The sequence below is a fragment of the Hymenobacter yonginensis genome (assembly GCF_027625995.1).
GTDB lineage: Bacteria > Bacteroidota > Bacteroidia > Cytophagales > Hymenobacteraceae > Hymenobacter > Hymenobacter yonginensis.
Genome location: NZ_CP115396.1, coordinates 1,441,259 through 1,462,208, shown reverse-complemented (window position 1 = coordinate 1,462,208; position 20,950 = coordinate 1,441,259). Strand labels below are relative to the sequence as shown.

General features: G+C 62.5%; 18 protein-coding genes. 7 read left to right on the top strand and 11 right to left on the bottom strand.

Annotation, left to right across the window (positions count from 1 at the left end):
• Positions 1-22 precede the first annotated feature (22 nt).
• The 9 genes from proC to O9Z63_RS06255 form a co-directional block, all read right to left on the bottom strand.
• Positions 23-835 carry a pyrroline-5-carboxylate reductase gene (gene proC / locus O9Z63_RS06295; RefSeq protein WP_270128462.1) on the bottom strand — a complete coding sequence of 271 codons (813 nt, stop codon included), beginning with the start codon at positions 833-835 and terminating at the stop codon, positions 23-25.
• Positions 836-972: 137 nt separating this feature from the next.
• Positions 973-1,392, bottom strand: a complete 420-nt coding sequence (locus tag O9Z63_RS06290; protein ID WP_270128461.1) for a DUF3592 domain-containing protein — start codon at positions 1,390-1,392, stop codon at positions 973-975.
• Positions 1,393-1,400: 8 nt separating this feature from the next.
• Positions 1,401-2,567, bottom strand: coding sequence for a glycosyltransferase (locus tag O9Z63_RS06285; protein ID WP_270128460.1), 1,167 nt, complete (start codon positions 2,565-2,567; stop codon positions 1,401-1,403).
• Positions 2,568-2,578: 11 nt separating this feature from the next.
• Entirely contained in the window at positions 2,579-3,817 is a 1,239-nt protein-coding gene (locus O9Z63_RS06280; RefSeq protein ID WP_270128459.1) for a glycosyltransferase family 4 protein, read from the bottom strand.
• Positions 3,818-3,992: 175 nt separating this feature from the next.
• Complete coding sequence (locus tag O9Z63_RS06275) at positions 3,993-5,012, bottom strand: potassium channel family protein (RefSeq protein ID WP_270128458.1); 1,020 nt, start codon at positions 5,010-5,012, stop codon at positions 3,993-3,995.
• 175 nt (positions 5,013-5,187) lie between these two features.
• A complete protein-coding gene (gene dnaG, locus O9Z63_RS06270) occupies positions 5,188-7,299 on the bottom strand; it encodes a DNA primase (RefSeq protein WP_270128457.1) in 2,112 nt (703 codons plus the stop codon).
• Positions 7,300-7,453: 154 nt separating this feature from the next.
• Positions 7,454-7,855 (bottom strand): hypothetical protein, encoded by a 402-nt coding sequence (locus O9Z63_RS06265; RefSeq protein WP_270128456.1) that lies wholly within the window; start codon positions 7,853-7,855, stop codon positions 7,454-7,456.
• Between the two features lie 86 nt (positions 7,856-7,941).
• A complete protein-coding gene (locus O9Z63_RS06260) occupies positions 7,942-8,955 on the bottom strand; it encodes an LLM class flavin-dependent oxidoreductase (protein ID WP_270128455.1) in 1,014 nt (337 codons plus the stop codon).
• A gap of 231 nt (positions 8,956-9,186) precedes the next feature.
• Entirely contained in the window at positions 9,187-10,464 is a 1,278-nt protein-coding gene (locus O9Z63_RS06255; protein WP_270128454.1) for a hypothetical protein, read from the bottom strand.
• Positions 10,465-10,593: 129 nt separating this feature from the next.
• On the opposite strand from O9Z63_RS06255, the gene O9Z63_RS06250 reads away from it, so the two are divergent.
• The 5 genes from O9Z63_RS06250 to O9Z63_RS06230 all read left to right on the top strand — a co-directional run bounded on the left by O9Z63_RS06250 (position 10,594) and on the right by O9Z63_RS06230 (position 15,618).
• Complete coding sequence (locus tag O9Z63_RS06250; protein WP_270128453.1) at positions 10,594-11,718, top strand: sensor histidine kinase; 1,125 nt, start codon at positions 10,594-10,596, stop codon at positions 11,716-11,718.
• The gene (locus O9Z63_RS06245) at positions 11,699-12,868 is read left to right on the top strand and encodes a sensor histidine kinase (protein WP_270128452.1); all 1,170 of its coding nucleotides are present in this window, start codon (positions 11,699-11,701) and stop codon (positions 12,866-12,868) included. Before O9Z63_RS06250 ends, O9Z63_RS06245 begins: the two co-directional genes overlap by 20 nt.
• A complete protein-coding gene (locus O9Z63_RS06240) occupies positions 12,865-13,563 on the top strand; it encodes a LytR/AlgR family response regulator transcription factor (RefSeq protein ID WP_270128451.1) in 699 nt (232 codons plus the stop codon). The genes O9Z63_RS06245 and O9Z63_RS06240 overlap by 4 nt, the downstream gene beginning before the upstream one ends.
• Before the next feature lie 391 nt (positions 13,564-13,954).
• Positions 13,955-15,058 (top strand): Mrp/NBP35 family ATP-binding protein, encoded by a 1,104-nt coding sequence (locus O9Z63_RS06235; protein ID WP_270128450.1) that lies wholly within the window; start codon positions 13,955-13,957, stop codon positions 15,056-15,058.
• Between the two features lie 263 nt (positions 15,059-15,321).
• Positions 15,322-15,618, top strand: coding sequence for a NifU family protein (locus O9Z63_RS06230; RefSeq protein WP_044017835.1), 297 nt, complete (start codon positions 15,322-15,324; stop codon positions 15,616-15,618).
• Positions 15,619-15,708: 90 nt separating this feature from the next.
• Here O9Z63_RS06230 and O9Z63_RS06225 read toward each other — a convergent pair whose 3' ends face one another.
• Positions 15,709-16,464 (bottom strand): DUF6882 domain-containing protein, encoded by a 756-nt coding sequence (locus tag O9Z63_RS06225; protein ID WP_270128449.1) that lies wholly within the window; start codon positions 16,462-16,464, stop codon positions 15,709-15,711.
• 142 nt (positions 16,465-16,606) lie between these two features.
• On the opposite strand from O9Z63_RS06225, the gene fahA reads away from it, so the two are divergent.
• On the top strand, positions 16,607-17,890 hold the full coding sequence (fahA, locus tag O9Z63_RS06220) for a fumarylacetoacetase (protein ID WP_270129245.1): 1,284 nt from the start codon (positions 16,607-16,609) through the stop codon (positions 17,888-17,890).
• A 39-nt stretch (positions 17,891-17,929) separates the two neighbouring features.
• On the opposite strand, the gene O9Z63_RS06215 is transcribed toward fahA, so the two are convergent.
• Positions 17,930-19,507 carry a glycerol-3-phosphate dehydrogenase/oxidase gene (locus O9Z63_RS06215; protein ID WP_270128448.1) on the bottom strand — a complete coding sequence of 526 codons (1,578 nt, stop codon included), beginning with the start codon at positions 19,505-19,507 and terminating at the stop codon, positions 17,930-17,932.
• Between the two features lie 278 nt (positions 19,508-19,785).
• On the opposite strand from O9Z63_RS06215, the gene O9Z63_RS06210 reads away from it, so the two are divergent.
• On the top strand, positions 19,786-20,940 hold the full coding sequence (locus tag O9Z63_RS06210; RefSeq protein ID WP_270128447.1) for a zinc-dependent alcohol dehydrogenase: 1,155 nt from the start codon (positions 19,786-19,788) through the stop codon (positions 20,938-20,940).
• Positions 20,941-20,950: the final 10 nt, after the last annotated feature.

The following is a 20,950-nucleotide window of genomic DNA, read 5'->3' as shown; positions in this document are numbered from 1 at the left end:
GTTCGCGCTACTGCCTACTCAGCTACTCCTTCGCCAGCTCGGTGGCGCGCTGCTGGGCGGCTTTCATGCCGGCTTTCAGGGTTTCGGCGAGGTGGCCGGCCTGGAATTCGCGCAGGGCGGCTTCGGTGGTGCCGCCTTTGGAGGCCACGGCGGCAATGAGCTCGTCGGGGCTTTTGTCGGAGGTGTTGAGCAGGTGGTAGGCGCCCAGCATGGTCTGCTTCACCAGCAGCCCGGCCACCGACTCGGAGAAGCCCAGTTCGCGGCCGGCCTGCATCATGGCCTGCACGATATAGTAGAAATAGGCTGGGCCGCTGCCGCTTACGGCCGTCACGGCGTCGAGCAGGCTCTCATCTTCCAGGAAGATTGAGCGGCCGGTGGCGTTCAACAGGTTCTCTACTTGGTGCAGGCGGCTGCGCTCCACTTCCGGCGCCGCCGAAAACCCGGTGATGCCCAGCCCCAGCAGCGCCGGCGTATTGGGCATGGCGCGCATCACCTGCTGGTGGCCCAACTCGCGCTGCAGCCGCCCGATCGGGATGCCGGCCATGATGGACACCACCACCTGCGTGGGCTGCAGCACGTCCCGCAGCCCGGCCGCTATCTTGTTGAAATCCTGCGGCTTCACAGCTACCATCACCACGTCGTAGGTGCCCACGTGCGCTTCGAGCAGTCCGGTGGGCAGGCCCCGATGGGTGGCATCGAGCCGCTGGCAGTGCGCCGCGTCGCGCCCGAGGAGCAGCAAATCGGGGCGTTCCACGAGATTGTAGTGCAGAAACGCCTTGGCGAAGGCCATGCCCATGTTGCCGCAGCCTAGAATTGCAATGCGAAGAGGAGTCATGGGAATTGAGTGAAGAAGGTGAATTGAGGGTATGAAGGCACTTCGCAAATGTGCTTAACGCAGCCATGCGACAAGCTGAATTAAGCAAGCTAACGCTGGCGCGCTGCTCAAACACCCCCCAAGTTGTGTTATCCAACCTACGCGAGAAATTCCTGAATTGCGTAGCCGGCTGCCAAAACCAAGAACAGTATCTGAAAGTACAGAGTTAAAGCAGGCCCACCGAACAACGCCATGAGATTGTCTACTTCAGCCAGGTTGGGCGTCAGCGGGTCATGAATGACGCGAACGTACGCTCCGGCAAGACCTTTATCGTCATATCCTGCCTGTGATATAAACTGCCACTGCCTGCCTTGGTATGAAAACACAATGATGGGGTAAAACCACTTGTCGCCTTCCTTGTCGACGCACTCCTCAAACCCTATTATTTCGCCGGTTTTGTGCACTCCGGTTCGTTTGAGGCGGGTGGCACTCTTTAATGACACAAATCCTTCCCTGCAGCTTTGCAGCCATGTTCTGCCAAATACTATCACCACCAGCACACCCAAGAACCAAATCATCTGGCTGGCTACTGAAACAACGCTTCTAGCTTGTTAGTGGCGGCTTCCCAATCGTAGTGCTCCTGCACAAACCGGCGGCCCTGTTGGCCCAGCGTCGCGGCGGCGGCGGGGTCGTTGAGCAGGCCGATGATGAGGGCCGCCAGCTCCGGAGCCGACTCGCCCACCAGCAGATCCTGGCCAGGGCGGCCGCGCAGGGCGTTATTGGCCAGCGGCGTGGTCACGCAGGGGCGCTCCATGGCCATGGCTTCCAGCAGCTTGTTCTGCAGGCCGGTGCCCACGCGCATGGGCGCCACAAACACCTGCGTGGCGGCGTAGGCGTCGCGGATGTCGGGCAGGCGGCCGCTGACCGTGACGGCGGCCGAGGCTAGGGCCAGCACCCGCGCCGAGGGTGTGGTGCCCGCAATCAGTAGGCGGGCTTCGGGGTGCAGCTGGCGCACCAGCGGCAGGATTTCCTCGGCCAGAAACACGGCGGCATCCACGTTGGGGTGGTAGCTCATGTTGCCGCAGAACAGCAGCTCGTAGGTAGGCGCGGTGGCGCGGGGCTGGAAAAACTGCGTGTCGATGCCGTTGAGCACCACCTGAATTTGGGCCCGGTGCGGGTGCTCGATGAGCTGGCGGTCCTGGTCGGAGATGATGGTGTGGTGGCGAAACCAGTCGAACGCCCGGGCCTCGTAGGAGCGCAGGCGGCGGCCTTCGCGCAGCCAGAGCGGCCGTTGCCAGAGCGGCGCATTCTCGGCCCGGCGCAGCATGCCTTTCGAAAACACGTCCATGTAATCGATGGTCATGGGCAGCTGCGGGACGTGGGCGCGCAGGTAGTGCGCCATCCGGATCAACTGGCAATACACGTGGTCGGGCCGGAACTGGCGGATCAGGGCATCGAGGTGGCCCTGGGCCGTGCGGTCGTAGAAATAGCCCACCTGCAGCGGCAGCCCCTGCGCCAGAGCGCGGGTCATGTTGAGGGCAATGCCGGGGCGGCTGAGGGAGTGCACGTGCAGGCCGCCAGCGCACAGCGGCTCCACGGCGGCGCGGTCCGCGGCCGTCACCAACTCATCCGACAACGCAAACAGGCACACCTCATGGTGCCGGGCCAGGTGGCGCAGCTGATGGTAGGCGCGCAGCTTGTCGCCCTTGTCGAGCGGATACGGAAACCGGGACAGCAGTACAAGAAGCTTCATTGCCGGCAAACTTACACCGTTTCGGCCCGCCGCTGGCGCACCACACTGTACAAATCCACGAAGCTTTCCACCACGCGGCGGTTGTCGTAAAGGCGCCGAATAGTGTGAGCCGCCTCCTGCCCGATCAGGCCCGACGCCAGCCCGCCGGCGTAGTAGCGGCCCAGCACCTCCAGCCAGGCGGCCGGCGTATCGCGCACCAAAATGTCGAAGCCGTCTTTCACATGGATGCCTTCGGCGCCCAGCGTGGTGCTCAGAATGCATTTACCCTGGGCCATGCCCTCGATGATTTTGATGCGCATGCCGCCGCCGCTCAGCAGCGGCACCAGCATGATGTCGTGCTGCTGCATGAAGGTTGCCGCCGACTCCACGAAGCCGTGCACCGTCACGCCGGGCAGCTGCAGCTCGCGGAAGCGGGCCGGCATCTGCTTGCCGGCCAAGTGCAGCTCCAGGCCCGGGTAGCGGGCCGTGGCCTGGGGCCAGACTTCGCGCAGAAACCAGTCGAGGCCCTCCTGGTTGGGCAGCCAGTCCAGCGAGCCAATCATGAACAAACTACGGGGCCGGGGCACGATGGCGACATCTGACCGGAACCGCTCCAGCTCCACGCCGGCCGGAATGAACACCACCGGCTCCGGGCAGCCCAGCTGCCGCAGCCGCTGCTGGTCGGCTTCGGTGATGGCCGCCACGGCATCAAACTGGTGCAGGGCGTGGTGTTCGAAGGTTTTGAGGCGGCGGGCCAGCTGCTGCAGATACCATTGCTTTAAGGGGTTACCGGCACGCTGAGCCAGCATTTCCCAGATGGTGTACTCCACGTTGTGGGCGCGCAGCACCACCGGCGGCAGGTGCCTCCCACGGGGCCGGCCGGCCTCGGCCCAATACCCAGCGTACCACGCCACAAAAGTGCCTTCCATCTGCACCACATCATAAGGCTCCGCGGCCAGCAGCTCGGCCAGTTTCGCCTTTGCCGCTTCGCTCACAAACCGCTCCACGTTGTAGGGCAGCTCGCTGGAAAGCAGGTTGCGCAGGGCCTTCCAGGGCGAAAGGCGCGTGTCAATATCCACCGTAACCAGGCGGAAATTGGGCCCGAGGTGGTCGAGGGCGGTGGCGGGCTGATAGTGCTTGGGTGTGTTGAGGGCCAGCATCGTGACGCGGTGACCGGCCCGCACGAGGCCCGCGGCCACGTCGTACATGGCAATGGCCCCGCCATCGGTGGTAGGAAACGGAACGCGCGGACAAAGCTGCAGAATGTGCACGTAGTGGATGGTGGGATGGTGGAATGGTGGGTTGTGGTGCTACAAGTTGCCCGCAGGGCCTCGTAGCACCACTATTCGTTGGCCGATGCGGGCCGGATCGTTCAAAGATAGTGGTCCGACGAGGCCCTGCGGGCAACTCGTAGCACCACACCGGCTACCCGGCACCGCGCCGCCGCTACACATGAAACTGGCGGACCAGCGAGGCAATCTGCTCGTCGGTGCCCAGGAACAGCATCACGTCGCCGGGTTGGGGGATGGTGTCGGCGCTGGGGCTCACCAGCAGCTCGCCGGTGTGGTGCTTGAGGCCGATGACAGTGGCGCCGGTGCGCGAGCGGATGTCCAGCTCGCGGATGCTGCGGCCGCGCCATTCGGGCCGCATTTCGTCGGGGCGCAGTTCTTCCAGGCGCAGCTTGTTGGGACCCAAGCCCGAAATCATGTCCAGAAACCGGATGACTTCGGGGCGGATCACGAGGTTGGCCATGTGCGAGCCGCCGATTTCGTCGGGCATGACCACCGAGTCGGCGCCGGCGCGCAGCAGCTTGGCTTCGCTGGTTTTGAGGCTGGCGCGGGCAATAATTTTGATGCCCGGGTTCAGCTCGCGGGCCGTTAGGGTCACGAAGACGTTGTCGGCATCCTTGGGCAGGGCCGTGATGATGGCCCGGGCCCGCGCAATACCGGCGGCCAGCAGGGTTTCGTCGGTGGTGGCGTCGCCGAAAACGGCCAGAATCTTGCCGCCCAGCACTTCTACGGTGCTTTTGAGCAAGGCTTCGCTCTGCTCCACAATCACCACCTGCGAGCCGCTGTCGTGCAGCTCGTGGTAGGCTTTGCTGCCGTTGCGCCCAAAGCCACACACGATGATGTGGTTGGATACATTGCGGATTTCCTGGTCAGTGCGAAGCATTTGAAAGAGGTTGCGCAGCTCGCCATCGAAGATGTAGGTGGTCAGCACCGACACCAGGTAGGCCACCACGAGCAGGTTGAAGAAGATATAAACCGAGACAAACAGCCGCCCGTCCGGCGACAACGGATGCAGCTCGCCAAACCCCACTGTGGAGATGGTAATCATGGTCATGTAGAAGGCCTCGGCCAAGGTGAATTTCTCAATCCACATGAACCCCAGAATACCGCTACCGAAACTGACAATGGTGAGCACCACAGCCAGAAAAAACCGACTCAGGTTAAAGCGGTGCCACATTTTTTCAATTAAAAATTGAGAATTAAAAAGTAGGAATTGGTGGCTTGGCGCGGGCGCTCAGGCGGGCGCCGCCAACTATTCCAGGCCATGACAACCCCCGGCAGCCCCGTCCTCACGGCGCAAGATTCACCGGCAGGACCAATTTTAAATCTTTAATCCTGAATTTATAATTGAATCAGGCGCCGCGCGGGATGACCGTGCCCAGCAGGCTGGCCAGCTGGTTGTCCATCTGCTTGAGCAGATGGATGGTTTGCAGGTTTTCCATCATGCTGGCCTCGTCGGCGGGGTGGCGCAGGGCTTCGAGGCGCACGGCCAGCTCGCGCTCCACGTTCACCTTGTTGAGGCGCAGAATGGCGTTGTCGCAGGCAGTTTGCAGCAAGTCCAGCTCGCGGGGCACGTGGATCTGGTGGGTGGTCCAGTTGGGGCTGAGCTCGTACTTCTCGGTGGCCAGCTCGGCTACCACGCTGCGGATATCGGAGCGGCCGTGCTGGATGAGCGTGCGCACCTCGGGCCAGCGGCCCTGCTCCAGCTCCTGCCGGCACAGGTGCAGCAAATCGGCATAGACACCGGTTTTGAAGGGCGTATCGTCGAGCTGCTGCAGCAGGTACTGGGCCACGGCCACCTCGGGCGCCAGCGGCTGGGCCGAGTAGAGCAGCAGCAGGCGCACCACTTCCCGCTCGCACTGCTCCAGCACGTCTGGCACGGGCTCCAAGTCTTCGCGGGTGAGGGTGCCCAGGTCGCCGCCGCCGCCCATCAGGTCTTCGGGCGAGGCGCCGTACATCAGGGCTTCGGCCTCTTCCTCGGGGCTCATGGGCCGCGGGGCCGGGCGTTGGCTGGCGCCACCACCTGGCACCTGCTGGCCGCCGGAGCTACCACCATAGCTGCTATTGTAGCCGCTGGCACTACCCGCCGCCCCGCTCCCACCACTGCTGCTCTGGCCGCCGGGTGCCTTTTGGGTGGCGTTGCGCACCAGCTTGTTGTACTCGGTGATGAGCACCTGCTCGTCGATGCCGAAGGCCTGCGAGGTCTGCTGCAGGAACACTTGGCGCTTGATGGGGTCGGGCACCTTGGCAATGCTCTGGAGCACTTCGCGGATGGCCTCGGCCTTCTTCACCGGGTCGTGGGCCGCCTCGCGCGAAACCAGGTCGGTTTTGAACTGGATAAAATCCTGACTGGCAACTTCCAAGTGCTCCTTGAAGCGCTGGTCGCCGACTTTGCGGATGTAGCTGTCGGGGTCGTCGCCGTCGGGGAACAGCACCACGCGCACGTTCAGGCCGCCTTCCAGCAGCATGTCGATGCCGCGCAGCGAGGCCCGGATGCCGGCCGCGTCGCCGTCGTAGAGTACCGTTACGTTGTCGGTGTAGCGCTTGATGAGGCGGATCTGGCCGTCGGTGAGCGAGGTACCCGACGAGGCCACCACGTTCTTGATGCCACCCTGGTGCAAGCTCAGCACGTCGAGGTAGCCTTCCACCAGGTAACACAGCTCCTCCGAGCGGATGGGCTGCCGGGCCTGGTAGAGGCCGTAGAGCACATCCGACTTATGGTAAATCTCCGACTCGGGCGAGTTGAGGTACTTGGCGGTCTTATCGTTGGGCTTGAGCGTGCGCGCCCCGAAGCCGATAACGCGACCCGAAATGTTGTGAATCGGGAACATCACCCGGCCCCGGAACCGGTCGTAGCGGCGGCCGGTGTCCTGGCCCTGGTCGTCTTCGCGGCGCACCACGAGGCCGGTTTTCTCCAGGTACTTCAGCTCAAACCCCGCTGCCGAGGCCGATTTCAGCAGGTCGTCCCACTGATCCAGCGAGTAGCCCAGCTCGAAGGTTTTGATGGTGGCCTGGTTGAGGCCACGCTGCCGGAGGTAGCTCCAGCCGATGCTCTGGCCTTCCTCGTTATCCTGGAGCAGCTTGTGGTAGTGGTCCTTGGCCCAGTTCGAGACGATAAACTGGGAGTCCTTTTCGTTCTGGGCGAGTTGCTGCTCGGGCGTCTTTTCCTCTTCCTGAACGTCGATGCCGTACTTTTTGGCCAGGTATTTCAGGGCCTCCACGTAGCTGGTGCCCTCGATGTCCATGATAAACTGCACCACCCCGCCGGCCTTGCCGCACCCGAAGCACTTGTACAGCCCCTTGGCCGGGGCCACCGAGAAGCTCGGCGACTTTTCGTGGTGAAACGGGCAGCAGGCCCACATATTCTGGCCCTTGCGCTTGAGGCTCACGAAGTCGCCCACCACCTCCACAATGTCGGCGTGGTGGATAATCTGGTCGACGGTTTCTTTGGGGATACGGGCCAAGGCGGTGCGGGCAACAGGGGTAGCAGCGGAACAGAACCCCAAAGGTAGGCAGGAACCGCCGCGAAGTGGCACGCCTTGGGTTTACAGCTGGCTGGCTAAGTCCCTTTGAACGTCATGCTGAGCTTGCCGAAGCATCTCTCCCGCTTCGTTGAAGTTACAGCTCTGGCTCACTATCATCTTCATCATCAGTTAACCATTCCGACTCACTATCTACCGGCTGAGGCAACCTGCCTTCCAGCCACTCCTTTAAATCATCAGGCGTGAAGTCTTTATGCTTGTTTTCAATCATCCACGATAGAAAATCAAACGGCCCACCATTCATGTATGGTGGAGGTGAAACTGGGTAGAAGACAGTCGGTAAACGTTCACCCAAAGACACATAATTTATAACATGCCCCAATTCTTGTACGACTTGCCAAACCAACTTATGCTTGATATCTATTTTAAACTTCACCCACCATAGGCCCGCCTCGTTGATTCCCGTCCCAGTTACATTTTCAATAGCTGGTATTTGGGTCAGAAATTCAAGAAGTGAATCAAATGCGCTGTCGTTCATGACGGATAAATTAACGTTTATTGAAAGCGGTAGAGATGCTTCGGCTGCGCTCAGCATGACGTTCTATTTGCGCCTTCCTACCCTACTTACCCCAGCAGCGGCTTCACCCGCTCGCCCAGCAACTCGATGGCGCGGAGCAGCTTTTCGGGGGCTAGGTCGGCGTTGTCCATCTGGAACGTGACGCGGCTCACGCCACCCAGCGACTCGGCGTGGCGCAGAATCTTGGCAGCCACTTCCTCGGGGTTGCCGACCAGCAGCGCACCGCGCGGGCCGCGCTGGGCCTCGAAGTGGCCGGGCGTGACGGGCGGCCAGCCCCGCTCCCGCCCGATGCGGGTGAAGGTGCGGGCGTAGCCAGGGTAGTAGTCGGTAATGGCCTGCTCGGTGGTGTCGGCCACGTAGCCCAGGGAGTGGAGCCCGACTTGCAGCTGTTCGGGCGCAAACCCCGCCTTCCGACCGGCCTCCCGGTACAAATCAACCAACGGGCGGAAGCGGTGGGTTTCGCCCCCAATGATGGCCACCATTAGCGGCAGGCCCATGGCCCCGGCCCGCACAAACGACTCGGGCGTGCCACCCACGCCGCGCCAGATAGGCAGCTGCGCCTGCATGGGCCGCGGGTATACCGCCTGCCCTGTCAGAGCCGGCCGGAACCGCCCCGACCAGCTCACCTGCTCCTGGTCGCGGATTTGGAGCAGCAACGCCAGCTTTTCCTCGAACAGGGCGTCGTAGTCGTGCAGGTTCAGGCCGAACAGCGGGAAGGCTTCGGTGAAGGAGCCGCGGCCCACCACCAGCTCGGCCCGGCCGTGGCTGAGCAGGTCGAGGGTGGAAAACTGCTGAAACACCCGCACCGGATCGGCGGCGCTGAGCACGGCCACGGCGCTGCCCAGCCGGATGCGGCTGGTGCGGGCGGCCGCCGCGCCCAGAATCACGGCCGGGGCCGAATCGAGGAACTCGCGGCGGTGATGCTCGCCGATGCCGAAGAAATCCAAGCCCACTTGGTCGGCCCGCTCGATGCGCTCCAGGAGCTGGCCCAGGGCCGTGGCGTTGTCGGAGGCGGTGCCACCCGTAGGGGCCGCGGCGAAGCTGTCGATACCAAGCTGCATGAGGGGGAGTTGTCAGTTGTTAGTTTTCCGTTGTCAGGGCTAAAGCTACGGCCTGCCGGACAACTGGCGGTTCGCTGAACGATGTAGAGGCGCGACACTTCGCGTCTCTACACCGTTCAGCATCTCAGAACGGCAGTAACGCGAACTTTGCAGTTCGCGCCCCCACGCCATTTCAGTTATCCGGACAGCGTGGGGACGCGGACTACAAAGTTCGCGCTACTGTTGCTGGGGCTAGATGTTGTGGCTGGCGGTGGTTTTGGGGATGATGACCACGTAATCGTAGTTCATGATGGTCGTCAGTAGCTCGGAACTGCTGATTTTCAGTTGGTCGCGGAGCAGGGCGCGGCGCAGGGGGCGCACATCGAACACCTGCCAGGCAGTGCCGGCCGGCGTAGCGGCCACAAAGGGACGGATCATGTCGCTATCAGCATTGGAATATGTGGCCACGTTCTTGCTGAAATCCTGCAGATTGAAGCCGCTGTTCTGGGTGCCCTGTTTGCCGATGATGAAGATGTGCAGCGACTTCTGATCCTGCATTTCGGCCAGGTTCAGGGCCAGGTTGCCCACATCGTACACGCCGCCCGTGAAGCTGGCCCCGCGCCCCATGTGGCCGGCCCCGAATTTGAAGAGCATTTTGGGCAGCGGCTGGCCGGGCTTCTGGTAGGCGGGCAGCTCGGCCAACAGATTGCGGCGCATCAGGTTTACGCGGTCCTGGTGGCTCTGGAGGCCGGTTTTGGGTTGGATAGCCGTCTGGTTGATGTGGACGCTGGTAATATACTCCTTCACCATGCGCTGCACCTCCGGGCTTTCCTGGCGGGCCAGGGCCGTGAGGCTGTCCAGGGTGGATGGCGTGTGGCGGTACACCATCAGCTGGCCGGGGTTGGTGCTCATCACGGCCTGGTTGTGGGCCTGGTAAGCCGCGCCCCGCTGCCGCAAATACGCCGCCGACTGCTTGTTTTTGGTTTTCTCGGCCAGCAGCGCGTAGAAGCGGCCCGGCGCGAAAAAGCCCACCTGCTCCAGCCCCACAAGGGCCGTATTCTGGGCCCGCAACGCCCGAGCCAACTCAAATTCCTCAGCCCAGCTGTAAAAGGCAAACCCCATCGGGCACTTCCGCTCAACGGCTACGGGCAGGCCGGGCTGCGCGGCCAGCTGCGTCAGGTCGCGGGCCTGGTACTTGTCGATTTCGGCCACGAATACTTTCGGCTTCAGCACCTGGGCCACGGCCTGGGTGAACTGCGGAATCTGGGCCATGCCGTGGTCTTCGCCCACCAGCACCAGCTGGCTTTTCTCGATGTCCTGCCGCAGCTTGTCCCAGCCCGCCCCAGAAAACTGGGTACCCTTTTGCTCCAGCGCAAACTGGTATTTGTGGGTGAGGCGGGTGAGCGTACTGTCCTGGGCCTGGGCGGGCAGGCTGAGCAGGCCGGCCAGCGCAACGCCAGCGGCCAGGCGCAAACGGCGGGCGGCAGTGGCGGGAGAAGAGCAGAGCGAAAGGCGGAAGGAAGGGTACATCGGGGAAGATTTAGTTGGCGAGCGGTAGATTCTGGAACGAAGAAATTGCAGAGCTTTAGGCTTCCGAAGTTTCTTCGACCAAGCGCGGGTCCCACACCACCAAAGCCCGACTTGGTCTGCTGTTTTGCTATGCCAGAATCTGTTTTGCGGGCCGCCGGGCGCTGGCCGGCCCCGAGTACCCGCACCACCACGCTGCTGCTGCAGGCGCTGCTGTGGCTGGTACTGGCCGGGTTCTACTTCGCCTGGAACAACCGCCCCAACTTCCGCTTCGAAGGGCCCATCTGGCCGCTGGTAGGGCTGCAGATGGGCTACGCCGTGCTGCTGTTCAATGCCCTAGTGTACCTCATTATTCCGCGCTGGCTGCTGCGCGGGCGCTACGGCCGGGCCCTGCTGGGCGGGGTGGCCCTGCTCTATGCCTTTCAGTTCTGGATGTACATTGGCACCCGCCTGGCCGAAGCGTACGTGCCGCTGTCGGGGGTGCTGCGGCGCACCCTGCACGGGTTTTACGTGGAAGGCTTCTGGGCCGGGCTCCTCAGCCCCGGTCAGCAGCTGAGCGTGTTTTTCGGGCTGCTGGCCATCTGTCTGTTTCCGGTGCTGATCAGCTTTCTGGCCTACGCGCTGGTGGTGGACCGCCGCCGGCTGCAGCTGGAGCGCAACCACCTGCGCCTGGAGCTGGGCTACCTCAAGTCGCAAATCAACCCGCAGTTTCTGTTCCACACCCTCGGCAGCCTGCACCAGCTTACCCGCACCCGCGACGACCGCGCCGGTGACGTGGTGCTGCACCTGGCCGACCTGATGCGCTATACGCTCTACGAAACCGATACCGAGCGGGTGCTGCTCAGCCGGGAGCTGGAGTTCCTGGAAGACTACCTGGCCCTGGAACGCCTGCGCCGCCCCGATACCGTGCGCATCACCCACGAAACCACCGGCACGCCCGCCCACCAGCAGCTCGCGCCGCTGCTGCTGCACCCGTTTCTGGAGCGCCTCTGCGCCGGCCTCGACGCCGCCCCGCCCGGCACCGCCGCCACCCTGCACAGCACCGTGGCGGTGCAGCCCGACGCCGTGACGTTCACCCTGACCCGCACCAGCGCCGCACCCCTCACCTACCGCCCCGACGCGGCCGTGGACGCCGCCCTGCGCCGCCTAGCCCTGCTCTACCCCGGCCGGCACACCGTGGCCCTCACCGAAGACGCCCACCGCGTGCACCTGCGCCTCCACCTGCAACTTCCGCCCGATGCGCCGCTGGCTCGCTGATACACGCACCCGCGCCAGCCGGTTTTTCGCCACGCCGGGCGGTCGGGGGCTGCGGCACGCGGCTTGGTGGCTGCTGTTTGTGGGCTTTGAATACTACGTTTTCCAGAGTTTCAGGCAGACGCCGATTGTAACCTGGAGCTTCGTGCTGAAGGACGCGGTGGCCACTATCGGCAGCTACTATTTCTTCTCGGAAGTGCTGCTGCCGCGCGTGTTGCTGCGGCGGCGCTGGCTGCTCACGGCCCTGGGGCTGGTGGCCATCTACTACTTCTGGGCGCTGTGCTCCTATGCCTGCTACGCCCTGCTGGACCGCTACGGGCTAATCTCCAAGGACCTCTACAGCTACGCGCACCGCTTCCTCGATGGCAGCCTGTGGGCCGGCGTGTTTTCGTGGCGCAGCGTGAGCATGGGCCTCAACGATTTTGCCGTGACGGTGATACCACCCATTTTGCTGCGCTTCATCCGGTTTTTGCTCCGCAGCAGCAACCACAGCCTGCGCTTGGAGCGCGAAAACCTGCAGCTGGAAGTGAATTTCCTGAAAGCCCAGGTGAACCCGCACTTCCTGTTCAACACCCTCAACAACCTGTATATGATGGTGGTGAAGCAGGACGAGCGCGCCCCCGACATGGTGCAGCACCTCACCCGGCTGCTGCACTACACGGTGTTTGAGTCGGATGCGGCGCTGGTGCCGCTGGCGCGGGAGGTGGAGTTTCTGGCGGCCTACCTGCAGCTGGAGCGGCTGCGCTACGGCCAGAAAGTGCGCATCGACTACCAGCAAACCGGCCCGCTGGACGCCTACCGCGTCACGCCGCTGCTGTTCTTCCCCTTCGTGGAAAACGCCTTCAAGCACGGCGTGGATAGCAGCCTCGACGCTTCCTGGGTGGCCATTTCCCTCACGGCCGCCGATGGCTGGCTGCACTTCGAGGTCAGCAATAGCTTCAGCCCCGATGCGCCCCGGCGCGAAGTAGGCGGGGTGGGCATTGCCAACGTGCAGAAGCGCCTGGCCCTGCACTATGCCCCGCCGGACTACCAGCTCCGCCTCACCCACGACCCCGACGCCTACACCTACCGCGTAGCCCTGGCCCTGCGCCTCGCCCCGGCCGCCGCCGTTACTGCTGCGGCTTTCCTCCTGCCCATCTCCCCAATGCTATGATTAACTGTCTGATTATCGACGACGAACCCTTTGCCCGCGAGCTGCTGCAGGACTACATTGCCCAGATGCCCGGCCTGCACTTGGTAGCCAGCTGCGAGCATGTCTTCGAAGCCTTGGAAGTGCTCCAGCAGCAGCGCATCGACCTGCTGTTTTCCGACATCAACATGCCCCAGGTGAATGGGCTGGAGTTTATCCGCTCGTTGCACAACCCGCCCTACGTCATCTTCGTCACGGCCTCGCCCCACCACGCGCTGGAAGGCTACGAGCTCGACGCCCTCGATTACGTGGTGAAGCCCGTGTCGTTTCCGCGCTTCATGAAGGCCGTGAACAAGGCCCTGGCCGTGGTGGGCAGCCGCCCGGCCGCCCCGGTGGCCGCCGCGCCGCAGTTTCTGTTCGTGAAGGAGGGCCACTCCCTGCGCCGGGTGCTGTTCGAGGAAATCTACTACATCGAGGGCATGAAGGACTACATCCGCATCGTGCTCAAAAACCAGATGATCATCACCTACCTGCGCATGAGCCGCGTGGAAGACCAGCTGCCGCCCAGCCGCTTCATCCGCATCCAGAAGTCGTACATCGTGCGCCTCGACGCCATCCGGGCCATCAGCGGCAACGAAGTCGAGCTCTACGACCTGCCCGAAAAGCTGCCCATCGGCAAGCAGCACAAAGAACCCCTGCTGGCGCAGTTCGGGCTGTAGTCTGCCCCAAAAAGAACGTCATTCCGAGCAGCGTGAGGAATCTCGCGTGCTGATGCCGGGTTCACAGGAACGATGTAGAGACGCAATACTTTGCGTCTCGTCGTTGCTGACTTTGGGTTCGCAGGAACGATGTAGAGACGCGACACTTCGCGTCTCGTCGTTGAACGACCGGAACCGCATCACTTAAACAACGTCAGCAACGACGAGACGCAAAATATTGCGTCTCTACATCGTTCCCACGGCCACAACGTCAGCACGCGAAATTCCTCGTCGCTGGCTTAATGCGCCACATGCTCGGAATGACGTTCCATGGGAACAATGTTGCGCAACCGCCGCCCCGGTTTCCGGGTTATCTTTGCGCTTTGCATCCGCACTTTCTTCGCTGACTATAATGGAACCCATTACCAAAGAAGCCGTCCTCAAGGCCCTGAGCTACGTGGAGGAGCCCGACCTGGGCAAAGACCTCGTGACGCTCAACATGATTGAGGACGTGCAGATTGAAGGCCGCCGCGTGTCGTTCACCGTCGTGCTCACCACGCCCGCTTGCCCCCTCAAACAGCTCATCCACGACGCCTGCGAGCGGGCCATCCACACGATGGTGGACCCGGGCGCCGAGGTGGTGATTGTGATGACCTCGCGCGTGACCACCATGCGCCAGAACCGCGACCTGCTGCCCGGCGTGAAGAACATCATTGCCATTGCCTCGGGCAAGGGCGGCGTGGGCAAAAGCACCGTCACGGCCAACCTGGCCATTGCCTTGGCCAAATCCGGCGCCAAAGTGGGCCTCGTGGATGCCGATATCAGCGGCCCCAGCATGCCCCTCATGTTCGGCGTGATGGACGAGCGGCCCCACGTGTTTCAGGGCCCCGACGGCAAAAACCTCATTCAGCCGGTGGTAGCCCACGGCGTGAAGCTGATGAGCATCGGCTTCCTGGCCCCGGCCGAGTCGGCCATTGTGTGGCGCGGCCCGATGGCCTCCTCGGCCCTCAAGCAGTTCATCACGGAAGTGGACTGGGGCGAGCTGGACTACCTGCTGCTCGACATGCCCCCCGGAACCTCCGACATCCACCTGACCATGGTGCAGACGGTGCCCGTCACCGGCTCGCTCATCGTGACCACGCCCCAGAAAGTAGCCCTGGCCGACGCCGAAAAGGGCTTGCAGATGTTCCGCCTGCCGCAAATCAACGTGCCGGTGCTGGGCATTGTGGAGAATATGGCGTGGTTTACGCCCGCCGAGCTGCCCGACAACAAGTACTTCATCTTCGGTGAAGGCGGCGGCGTAGGACTGGCAGCCAAGCACGAGGTGCCGCTGCTGGGCCAGATTCCGCTGGTGCAGAGCATCCGCGAAAACGGCGACCAGGGCACGCCCGCCATCCTGCAGGAAAACACGCCGGCCGCCGAGGTCTTCGCCCAGCTGGCCGAGGAGCTGGCCCGCCAGGTGAGCATCCGCAACGCCGTAGCCCCGAAAACCAACATCGTGGAGATGAAATCGTAACTGGCGGAACGAGCCAGAACGTCATTCCGAGCAGCGCGAGGAATCTCGCGTGCTGACGTTGCCAAAGTAATCCAACATCAGCACGCGAGATGCTTCGCTGCGCTCTGCATGACGTTCTCCGTAGCTACGCTTCCCCCTGAACTTCTCCCCTCTCCGGCCGGTTTACCGTAGCGTCGGGCGAATGTTCTACTTTTGCTTTCGTATTGCCGACGCTGGCGGGCGCTTTGCCGCCCACCCAGCGTAAAACCCGTGAAATCCCCGTTATGACCGTATCGCCCACCGTGGAAACTCATCCGCTCCTGCCCCGCATCGAACAGGCCCTGGATACCATCCGGCCCTACTTGGCCGCCGACGGAGGCAACGTGCGCGTACTGGAAATCACCGACGACATGGTGCTGCGCCTGGAGCTACTCGGCGCTTGCGGCACCTGCCCCATGTCGCCGATGACGCTGAAAGCCGGCGTAGAGGAATCGGTGAAGAAGGCCGTGCCCGAAATCCGCGCCGTGGAAGCCATCAACGTCACGCCCATGAGTGAGCAGCCCGCCGGCCAGGTCCGGTAGCCGTTCGTTTCTTACGTAACACAGCAGCGCCCCGCTCCTGCCGGTTTTCCGGTTGGGGCGGGGCGCTGTGGTTATTTACCTTTTCAATTATCATCTATAACCGAGGTTTATTTCTTTCATCTCAAAATAACATTGTTCGCAAACAACTCTGATGTCGGCAAACTCCATTGACTTTTCATTCCAACCATCTTCCTGCTGCCGCACTACTTCACATTCATTACACCATGCCTGATAGTCATCCTCATCGTGCAATTCCATATTCTCATACGTATCGAATGATTCTTCAAATCCAACTTTCTTACGAGCCATTAAATGGCTGCAGACAAATGCCCTTCTGCGATATTCGTGCTTACCACACTCCACATATAAATCTTTGACATTCTTAGCAGTTTCAGTATCAACAAATTCAGTGAGCACCATAAAAATCAACAGCTGCTCTGATGTTGGTCTATATGCCCCGATACCTTTTATCAACTTGGCAGCAATAGCCGTAAACTCCCAGGCTTCTTCCTCACTGCTGGCAAAATATCCTTCCGTTAGTTTTTCGTATCCGTACTTCGCGCCAAATTCCTTAAGCTGTATAGCTTCGTCCTTTACGCTAGGCAAAGTATGCTCATTGTCCCATGACCATTTCCAAGTATTAGACTTCTTGGAGAAAGTACCTATTTCAACGTATTTAAAATTCAATTCATCATCACCAGTTGAAAAGGTAAGCAAACCTGTAGCCTGATTATAAAACCAATTTTCATATCCGTTAATATCATATGCAGCATTAAATATATCCTGCTTTTCTATTAGATCATGAAGACAATCATTAGCAAATTCCGGATAGTTAATCTGATTCATTTTCGCGTCTATTAATCGTTGGTGGTTGTAGCTGATGCCTTAGTAAAGATAATGCTTCTTGCATCTAGGATTCTGCCTCCTGTACCCGCATTCCGCCGGCCCCGTTACCTTTGCCGCTCCTACCACCAACCACCCCGCCCGCATGGCCAACCCCAACGACCCTTCCCTGCACTCCTGGATTGATATTGCCCCCGGCAGCGACTTTCCCATTCAGAACCTGCCCTTCGGCGTGTTCGAGACGGAGGAACGGGGCCCACGGCTGGGCGTAGCCATTGGCGAGTACGTGCTGGATTTGTACGCCGTGGCGCAGTTCGGCTTTTTCGAGGATCTGGAGCTGGGCGCGAAGATGCCCAAGGTGTTCCGCCGCCGCTCGCTCAACCAGTTCATTGCCCTGGGCCGGCCGGCGTGGCGGGCCGTGCGTCAGCGCGTCTCGGAGCTACTGCGCCACGACAGCACCGCCCTCCGCTCGGATGAGGTGATGCGCGAGTGCCTGCTGCGCCAGACGGAGGTGCAGATGCTGCGCCCCGTGAAGCCCCATAACTACACCGATTTCTACAGCAGCATCGAGCACGCCACCAACGTGGGCATCATGTTCCGCGACCCGGCCAACGCGTTGCTGCCCAACTGGCGCCACATCCCCATCGGCTACCACGGCCGGGCCAGCAGCATCGTGGTGAGCGGCACCGATATCCGCCGCCCCAACGGCCAGCGTAAGGCCCCCGATGCCGCCGCCCCCACCTTCGGCCCCTCGCAGCAGCTAGATTTCGAGCTGGAAGTGGGCTTCATCGTGGGCAAGGGCACGCACCTGGGCGACACGGTACCGATTCAGTACGCCGAGGAGCACATCTTCGGGCTGGTGCTGTTCAACGACTGGAGCGCGCGCGACATTCAAAGCTGGGAGTACGTGCCGCTGGGGCCGTTCCTGGGCAAGAGCTTCGGCAGCAGCGTATCGCCGTGGGTAGTGACGCTGGATGCGCTGGAGCCGTTCCGGGTGGCCGGCCCCGTGCAGGAGCCCGAGCCGCTGCTGTACCTACGTCAGCCCGGCCAGCACAACTTCGATGTAAACCTGGAAGTGGCTTTGCAGCCCGAAAACGGCCCCGAAACCACCATTTCCCGCTCCAACTTCGGGCTCATGTATTGGAGCATGGCCCAGCAGCTCACCCACCACGCCTCCAACGGCTGCAACCTGCAGGTCGGCGACCTGTACGCCTCGGGCACCATCTCGGGCCCCACGCCCGATTCGCTGGGCTCGATGCTGGAGCTGGCCTGGCGCGGTACCCGCCCCCTGCCCCTGGCCGACGGCTCGGAGCGCAAATTTCTGCTCGACGGCGACACTATAACCATGCGCGGCTACTGCGAAAAAGACGGCCTGCGCATCGGTTTCGGGGAGGTGACGGGCAAGGTGCTGCCGGCTCCGGTGGTGTAGAGACCTCACCCCCTAGCCCCCTCTCCAAAAGAGAGGGGGCTAGGGGGTGAGGTACCCGGCCGCCAGCTCCCGGAACTCCGCCAACTGCTGCTGCTCCCAGACGTCGGAATGCCCCAGCTCGGTGGCCAGCAGCTGCACTACCGCCGGAGCGGCAGCCAGCGCGGCGCGGGCATCCAGAAACAACAGCCGCAGACGGCGGGCCAGCACATCGGCTACGGTGCGTGCCATTTCGTGGCGGGCGGCCCACACTACTTCTGCCCATACATAGGGGAAACCGGGCGCTACTGGCGCCGCCCAGGCTGGGTTTTCGGCCAGTAGCTGCTGCAGCGCGGCGGCGTCGGAGCCGTACGCGGACAGCGCCGCATTGGGCAGTGGCAGGTTGGAGGCGGGAGCACCATGCAGGGGCAATACGGCGGTGCGGCAGGCCTGCACGGGCAAGCTTCCCAGTTGCTGAGCACGGTCCACTACGTCCTCGGCCATCTGGCGGTAGGTGGTCCATTTGCCGCCCGTGATAGTGAGCAGCCCCGAGGCAGATACCAGCAGCTTGTGGCTGCGCGAAATTTCCTTGGTGGCGGCCCCAGCCTGCGTGGGTGCGGCCAGCGGGCGCAGGCCGGCCCAGATGCTGAGCACGTCGTGGAGTTGCGGCGGGCGCGTGAGGTAGCGGCCGGCGGTTTCGAGAATGAAGCGGATTTCTTCGGCCTGGGCTAGGGGCTCTAATGTGGCCTGCGGCACCAGCGTATCGGTGGTGCCTACCACCACGCGGCCCAGCCACGGTACCGCAAACAGCACCCGGCCGTCGGGCGTCTGTGGAATCATGAGGGCCTCGGGGCCGGGCAGAAAATCGGCGGGCAGCACTACGTGTACGCCCTGGCTGGGGCGCACCAGCGGCGCGGCGGCGGGCGTGTCGAGGCGCAGCACTTCATCCACGAATACGCCGGTGGCATTCACTACCACGTTGGCCTGCAGCGTATAGGTGCGGCCCGTTTCCTGGTCGTGGGCGGTGGCGCCACACACGCGGCCGGTGGCGTCTTTCTGCAGCCCGGTTACGGCCATGTAGTTGAGTACGGTGGCGCCGTGGTCGGCGGCGGTGCGGGCCAGCGTGAGGGCCAGGCGGGCATCGTCGAACTGCCCATCGAAGTAGCGCACGCCGCCGCGCAGTCCCGCGGGCTGCACGCCCGGCAGGTGTTGGGCAGCTTCGGCCGCACTCAGCAGGTGGGCCCCGCCAATGCCCCGGCGGCCGGCCAGCAGATCGTAGAGCTTCAGCCCCAGCAGGTACCAGGGCCGCTCCCACCACCGGTAGCACGGAATCACGAAGGCTTGGCGGTACGCCAAGTGGGGCGCGTTGCGCAGCAGCCGGGCCCGTTCGCGCAGGGCCTCGCGCACCAGCCCCACCTGTCCCTGCGCCAGGTAGCGCACGCCGCCGTGCACCAGCTTGGTGCTGCGGCTGCTGGTACCCTGGGCAAAATCTGTGCGCTCCAGCAGCAGGATGCGGTAGCCGCGGCTGGCGGCATCCACAGCCACGCCCAGCCCCGTGGCCCCGCCCCCGATGATGAGCACGTCCCAGACCGGCGTTTCAGCGAGTTGAGTGAGGTGAGTTTCGCGGGTGAAGCAGTGCATAGCGTTCAGCGAGCCATAATTGGAATGCCAGTATACGCAACTCGCCGCCAGGTTTGGCTTATTTTTTTAGCCAATTAGCCGCCAGTTATTTATCGGATCGTCAGAAACTTGACTGGCAACCAGTTCCGTTGCCGGCCGTCAGCATTGAAGCTGAACACTAACAACCTTGGCACACGCTAGCAGGTACACCCCAGCAGCGAGTTCGGCAGCAAGCGCTGCATTTCAGCCATGCTGCGGCCTCGTTTCACCTGTTCAATTTCCCCTAAAGCCAAACGCTTATGCTAGCCATGGACTACCGGGGCCCGAAAAGGGTCCGCGCCGTGCAAAAACCCATGCCGGAGATAAAGCACCCGCAGGATGCCATTGTACGCGTATTGCGCACCTGCATTTGCGGCTCCGACCTGCACCTCTACAACGGCAACGTGCCTGACACCCGCGTGGGCTCCACCTTCGGCCACGAGTTCGTGGGCGAAATCGTGGAAATCGGGGCCGATGTCACCAAAGTAAAAGTGGGCGACCGGGTACTGGTGCCCTTCAACATTGCCTGCGGCGAGTGCCACTTCTGCCGCCAAGGCATGTTCGGCAACTGCCACGAATCCAACACCGAATCGACGGCCGTAGGGGCCATTTTCGGCTACTCACACACGGCCGGCGGCTACAACGGCGGCCAAGCCGAATACGCCCGGGTGCCCTACGCCAACGTGGGGCCCACCATCATTCCGCCGGATATGGACCTCGACGACGCCGTGCTGCTCACCGACGTCATCCCGACCGGCTACCAGGCCGCCGAAATGGCCGGCATCCAGACCGGCGACACGGTGGTGGTATTTGGGGCAGGGCCGATTGGCATTGTGGCCGCCCGCTGCGCCTGGCTGTTTGGGGCCGGCCGCGTCATCATTATTGATCAGGAAGACTACCGCCTGGAGTTTGCCTGCAACTACTCCTACTGCGAGGCCTACAACTTCAAGGAAATGAACGACCCGGTGCTGTTCATCAAGAAAATCACCGACTGGATGGGCGCTGACTGCGTGATTGATGCCGTGGGCGCCGAGGCGGCCGGCAACACTATGCAGACCGTAACGGGCCGCAAGCTGCTGCTGCAGGCGGGCTCGGCTACGGCGCTACACTGGGCCATCAACTCCGTGAAGAAAGGCGGCGTGGTGAGCATCGTGGGCGTATATGGCCCTACAGACAACCTCGTGCCTATCGGCAACATGATGAATAAGGGCCTCACCATCCGGGGCAACCAGACTTCGGTGAAGCGCCTGCTGCCGCGCCTGATTGAGCACGTGCAGAACGGCGTGCTCAACCCCAAGGCGCTGATTACGCACCGCATCCCGCTGGAAGACGTGGCCGACGGCTACCGCATGTTCTCCGCCAAGCTGGACAACTGCATCAAAACCGTGCTGATGCCCCCCACCGCCAACCAGTAACGCCTCGTTA

What these genes read in the sequence shown, in the direction of transcription:
- proC (WP_270128462.1), bottom strand. Translation starts at nt 835, where the DNA reads ATGACTCCTCTTCGCATTGCAATTCTAGGCTGCGGCAACATGGGCATG.
- O9Z63_RS06290 (WP_270128461.1), bottom strand. Translation starts at nt 1,392, where the DNA reads ATGATTTGGTTCTTGGGTGTGCTGGTGGTGATAGTATTTGGCAGAACA.
- O9Z63_RS06285 (WP_270128460.1), bottom strand. Translation starts at nt 2,567, where the DNA reads ATGAAGCTTCTTGTACTGCTGTCCCGGTTTCCGTATCCGCTCGACAAG.
- O9Z63_RS06275 (WP_270128458.1), bottom strand. Translation starts at nt 5,012, where the DNA reads ATGTGGCACCGCTTTAACCTGAGTCGGTTTTTTCTGGCTGTGGTGCTC.
- O9Z63_RS06265 (WP_270128456.1), bottom strand. Translation starts at nt 7,855, where the DNA reads ATGAACGACAGCGCATTTGATTCACTTCTTGAATTTCTGACCCAAATA.
- O9Z63_RS06260 (WP_270128455.1), bottom strand. Translation starts at nt 8,955, where the DNA reads ATGCAGCTTGGTATCGACAGCTTCGCCGCGGCCCCTACGGGTGGCACC.
- O9Z63_RS06255 (WP_270128454.1), bottom strand. Translation starts at nt 10,464, where the DNA reads ATGTACCCTTCCTTCCGCCTTTCGCTCTGCTCTTCTCCCGCCACTGCC.
- O9Z63_RS06250 (WP_270128453.1), top strand. Translation starts at nt 10,594, where the DNA reads ATGCCAGAATCTGTTTTGCGGGCCGCCGGGCGCTGGCCGGCCCCGAGT.
- O9Z63_RS06245 (WP_270128452.1), top strand. Translation starts at nt 11,699, where the DNA reads ATGCGCCGCTGGCTCGCTGATACACGCACCCGCGCCAGCCGGTTTTTC.
- O9Z63_RS06240 (WP_270128451.1), top strand. Translation starts at nt 12,865, where the DNA reads ATGATTAACTGTCTGATTATCGACGACGAACCCTTTGCCCGCGAGCTG.
- O9Z63_RS06235 (WP_270128450.1), top strand. Translation starts at nt 13,955, where the DNA reads ATGGAACCCATTACCAAAGAAGCCGTCCTCAAGGCCCTGAGCTACGTG.
- O9Z63_RS06230 (WP_044017835.1), top strand. Translation starts at nt 15,322, where the DNA reads ATGACCGTATCGCCCACCGTGGAAACTCATCCGCTCCTGCCCCGCATC.
- O9Z63_RS06225 (WP_270128449.1), bottom strand. Translation starts at nt 16,464, where the DNA reads ATGAATCAGATTAACTATCCGGAATTTGCTAATGATTGTCTTCATGAT.
- fahA (WP_270129245.1), top strand. Translation starts at nt 16,607, where the DNA reads ATGGCCAACCCCAACGACCCTTCCCTGCACTCCTGGATTGATATTGCC.
- O9Z63_RS06215 (WP_270128448.1), bottom strand. Translation starts at nt 19,507, where the DNA reads ATGCACTGCTTCACCCGCGAAACTCACCTCACTCAACTCGCTGAAACG.
- O9Z63_RS06210 (WP_270128447.1), top strand. Translation starts at nt 19,786, where the DNA reads ATGCTAGCCATGGACTACCGGGGCCCGAAAAGGGTCCGCGCCGTGCAA.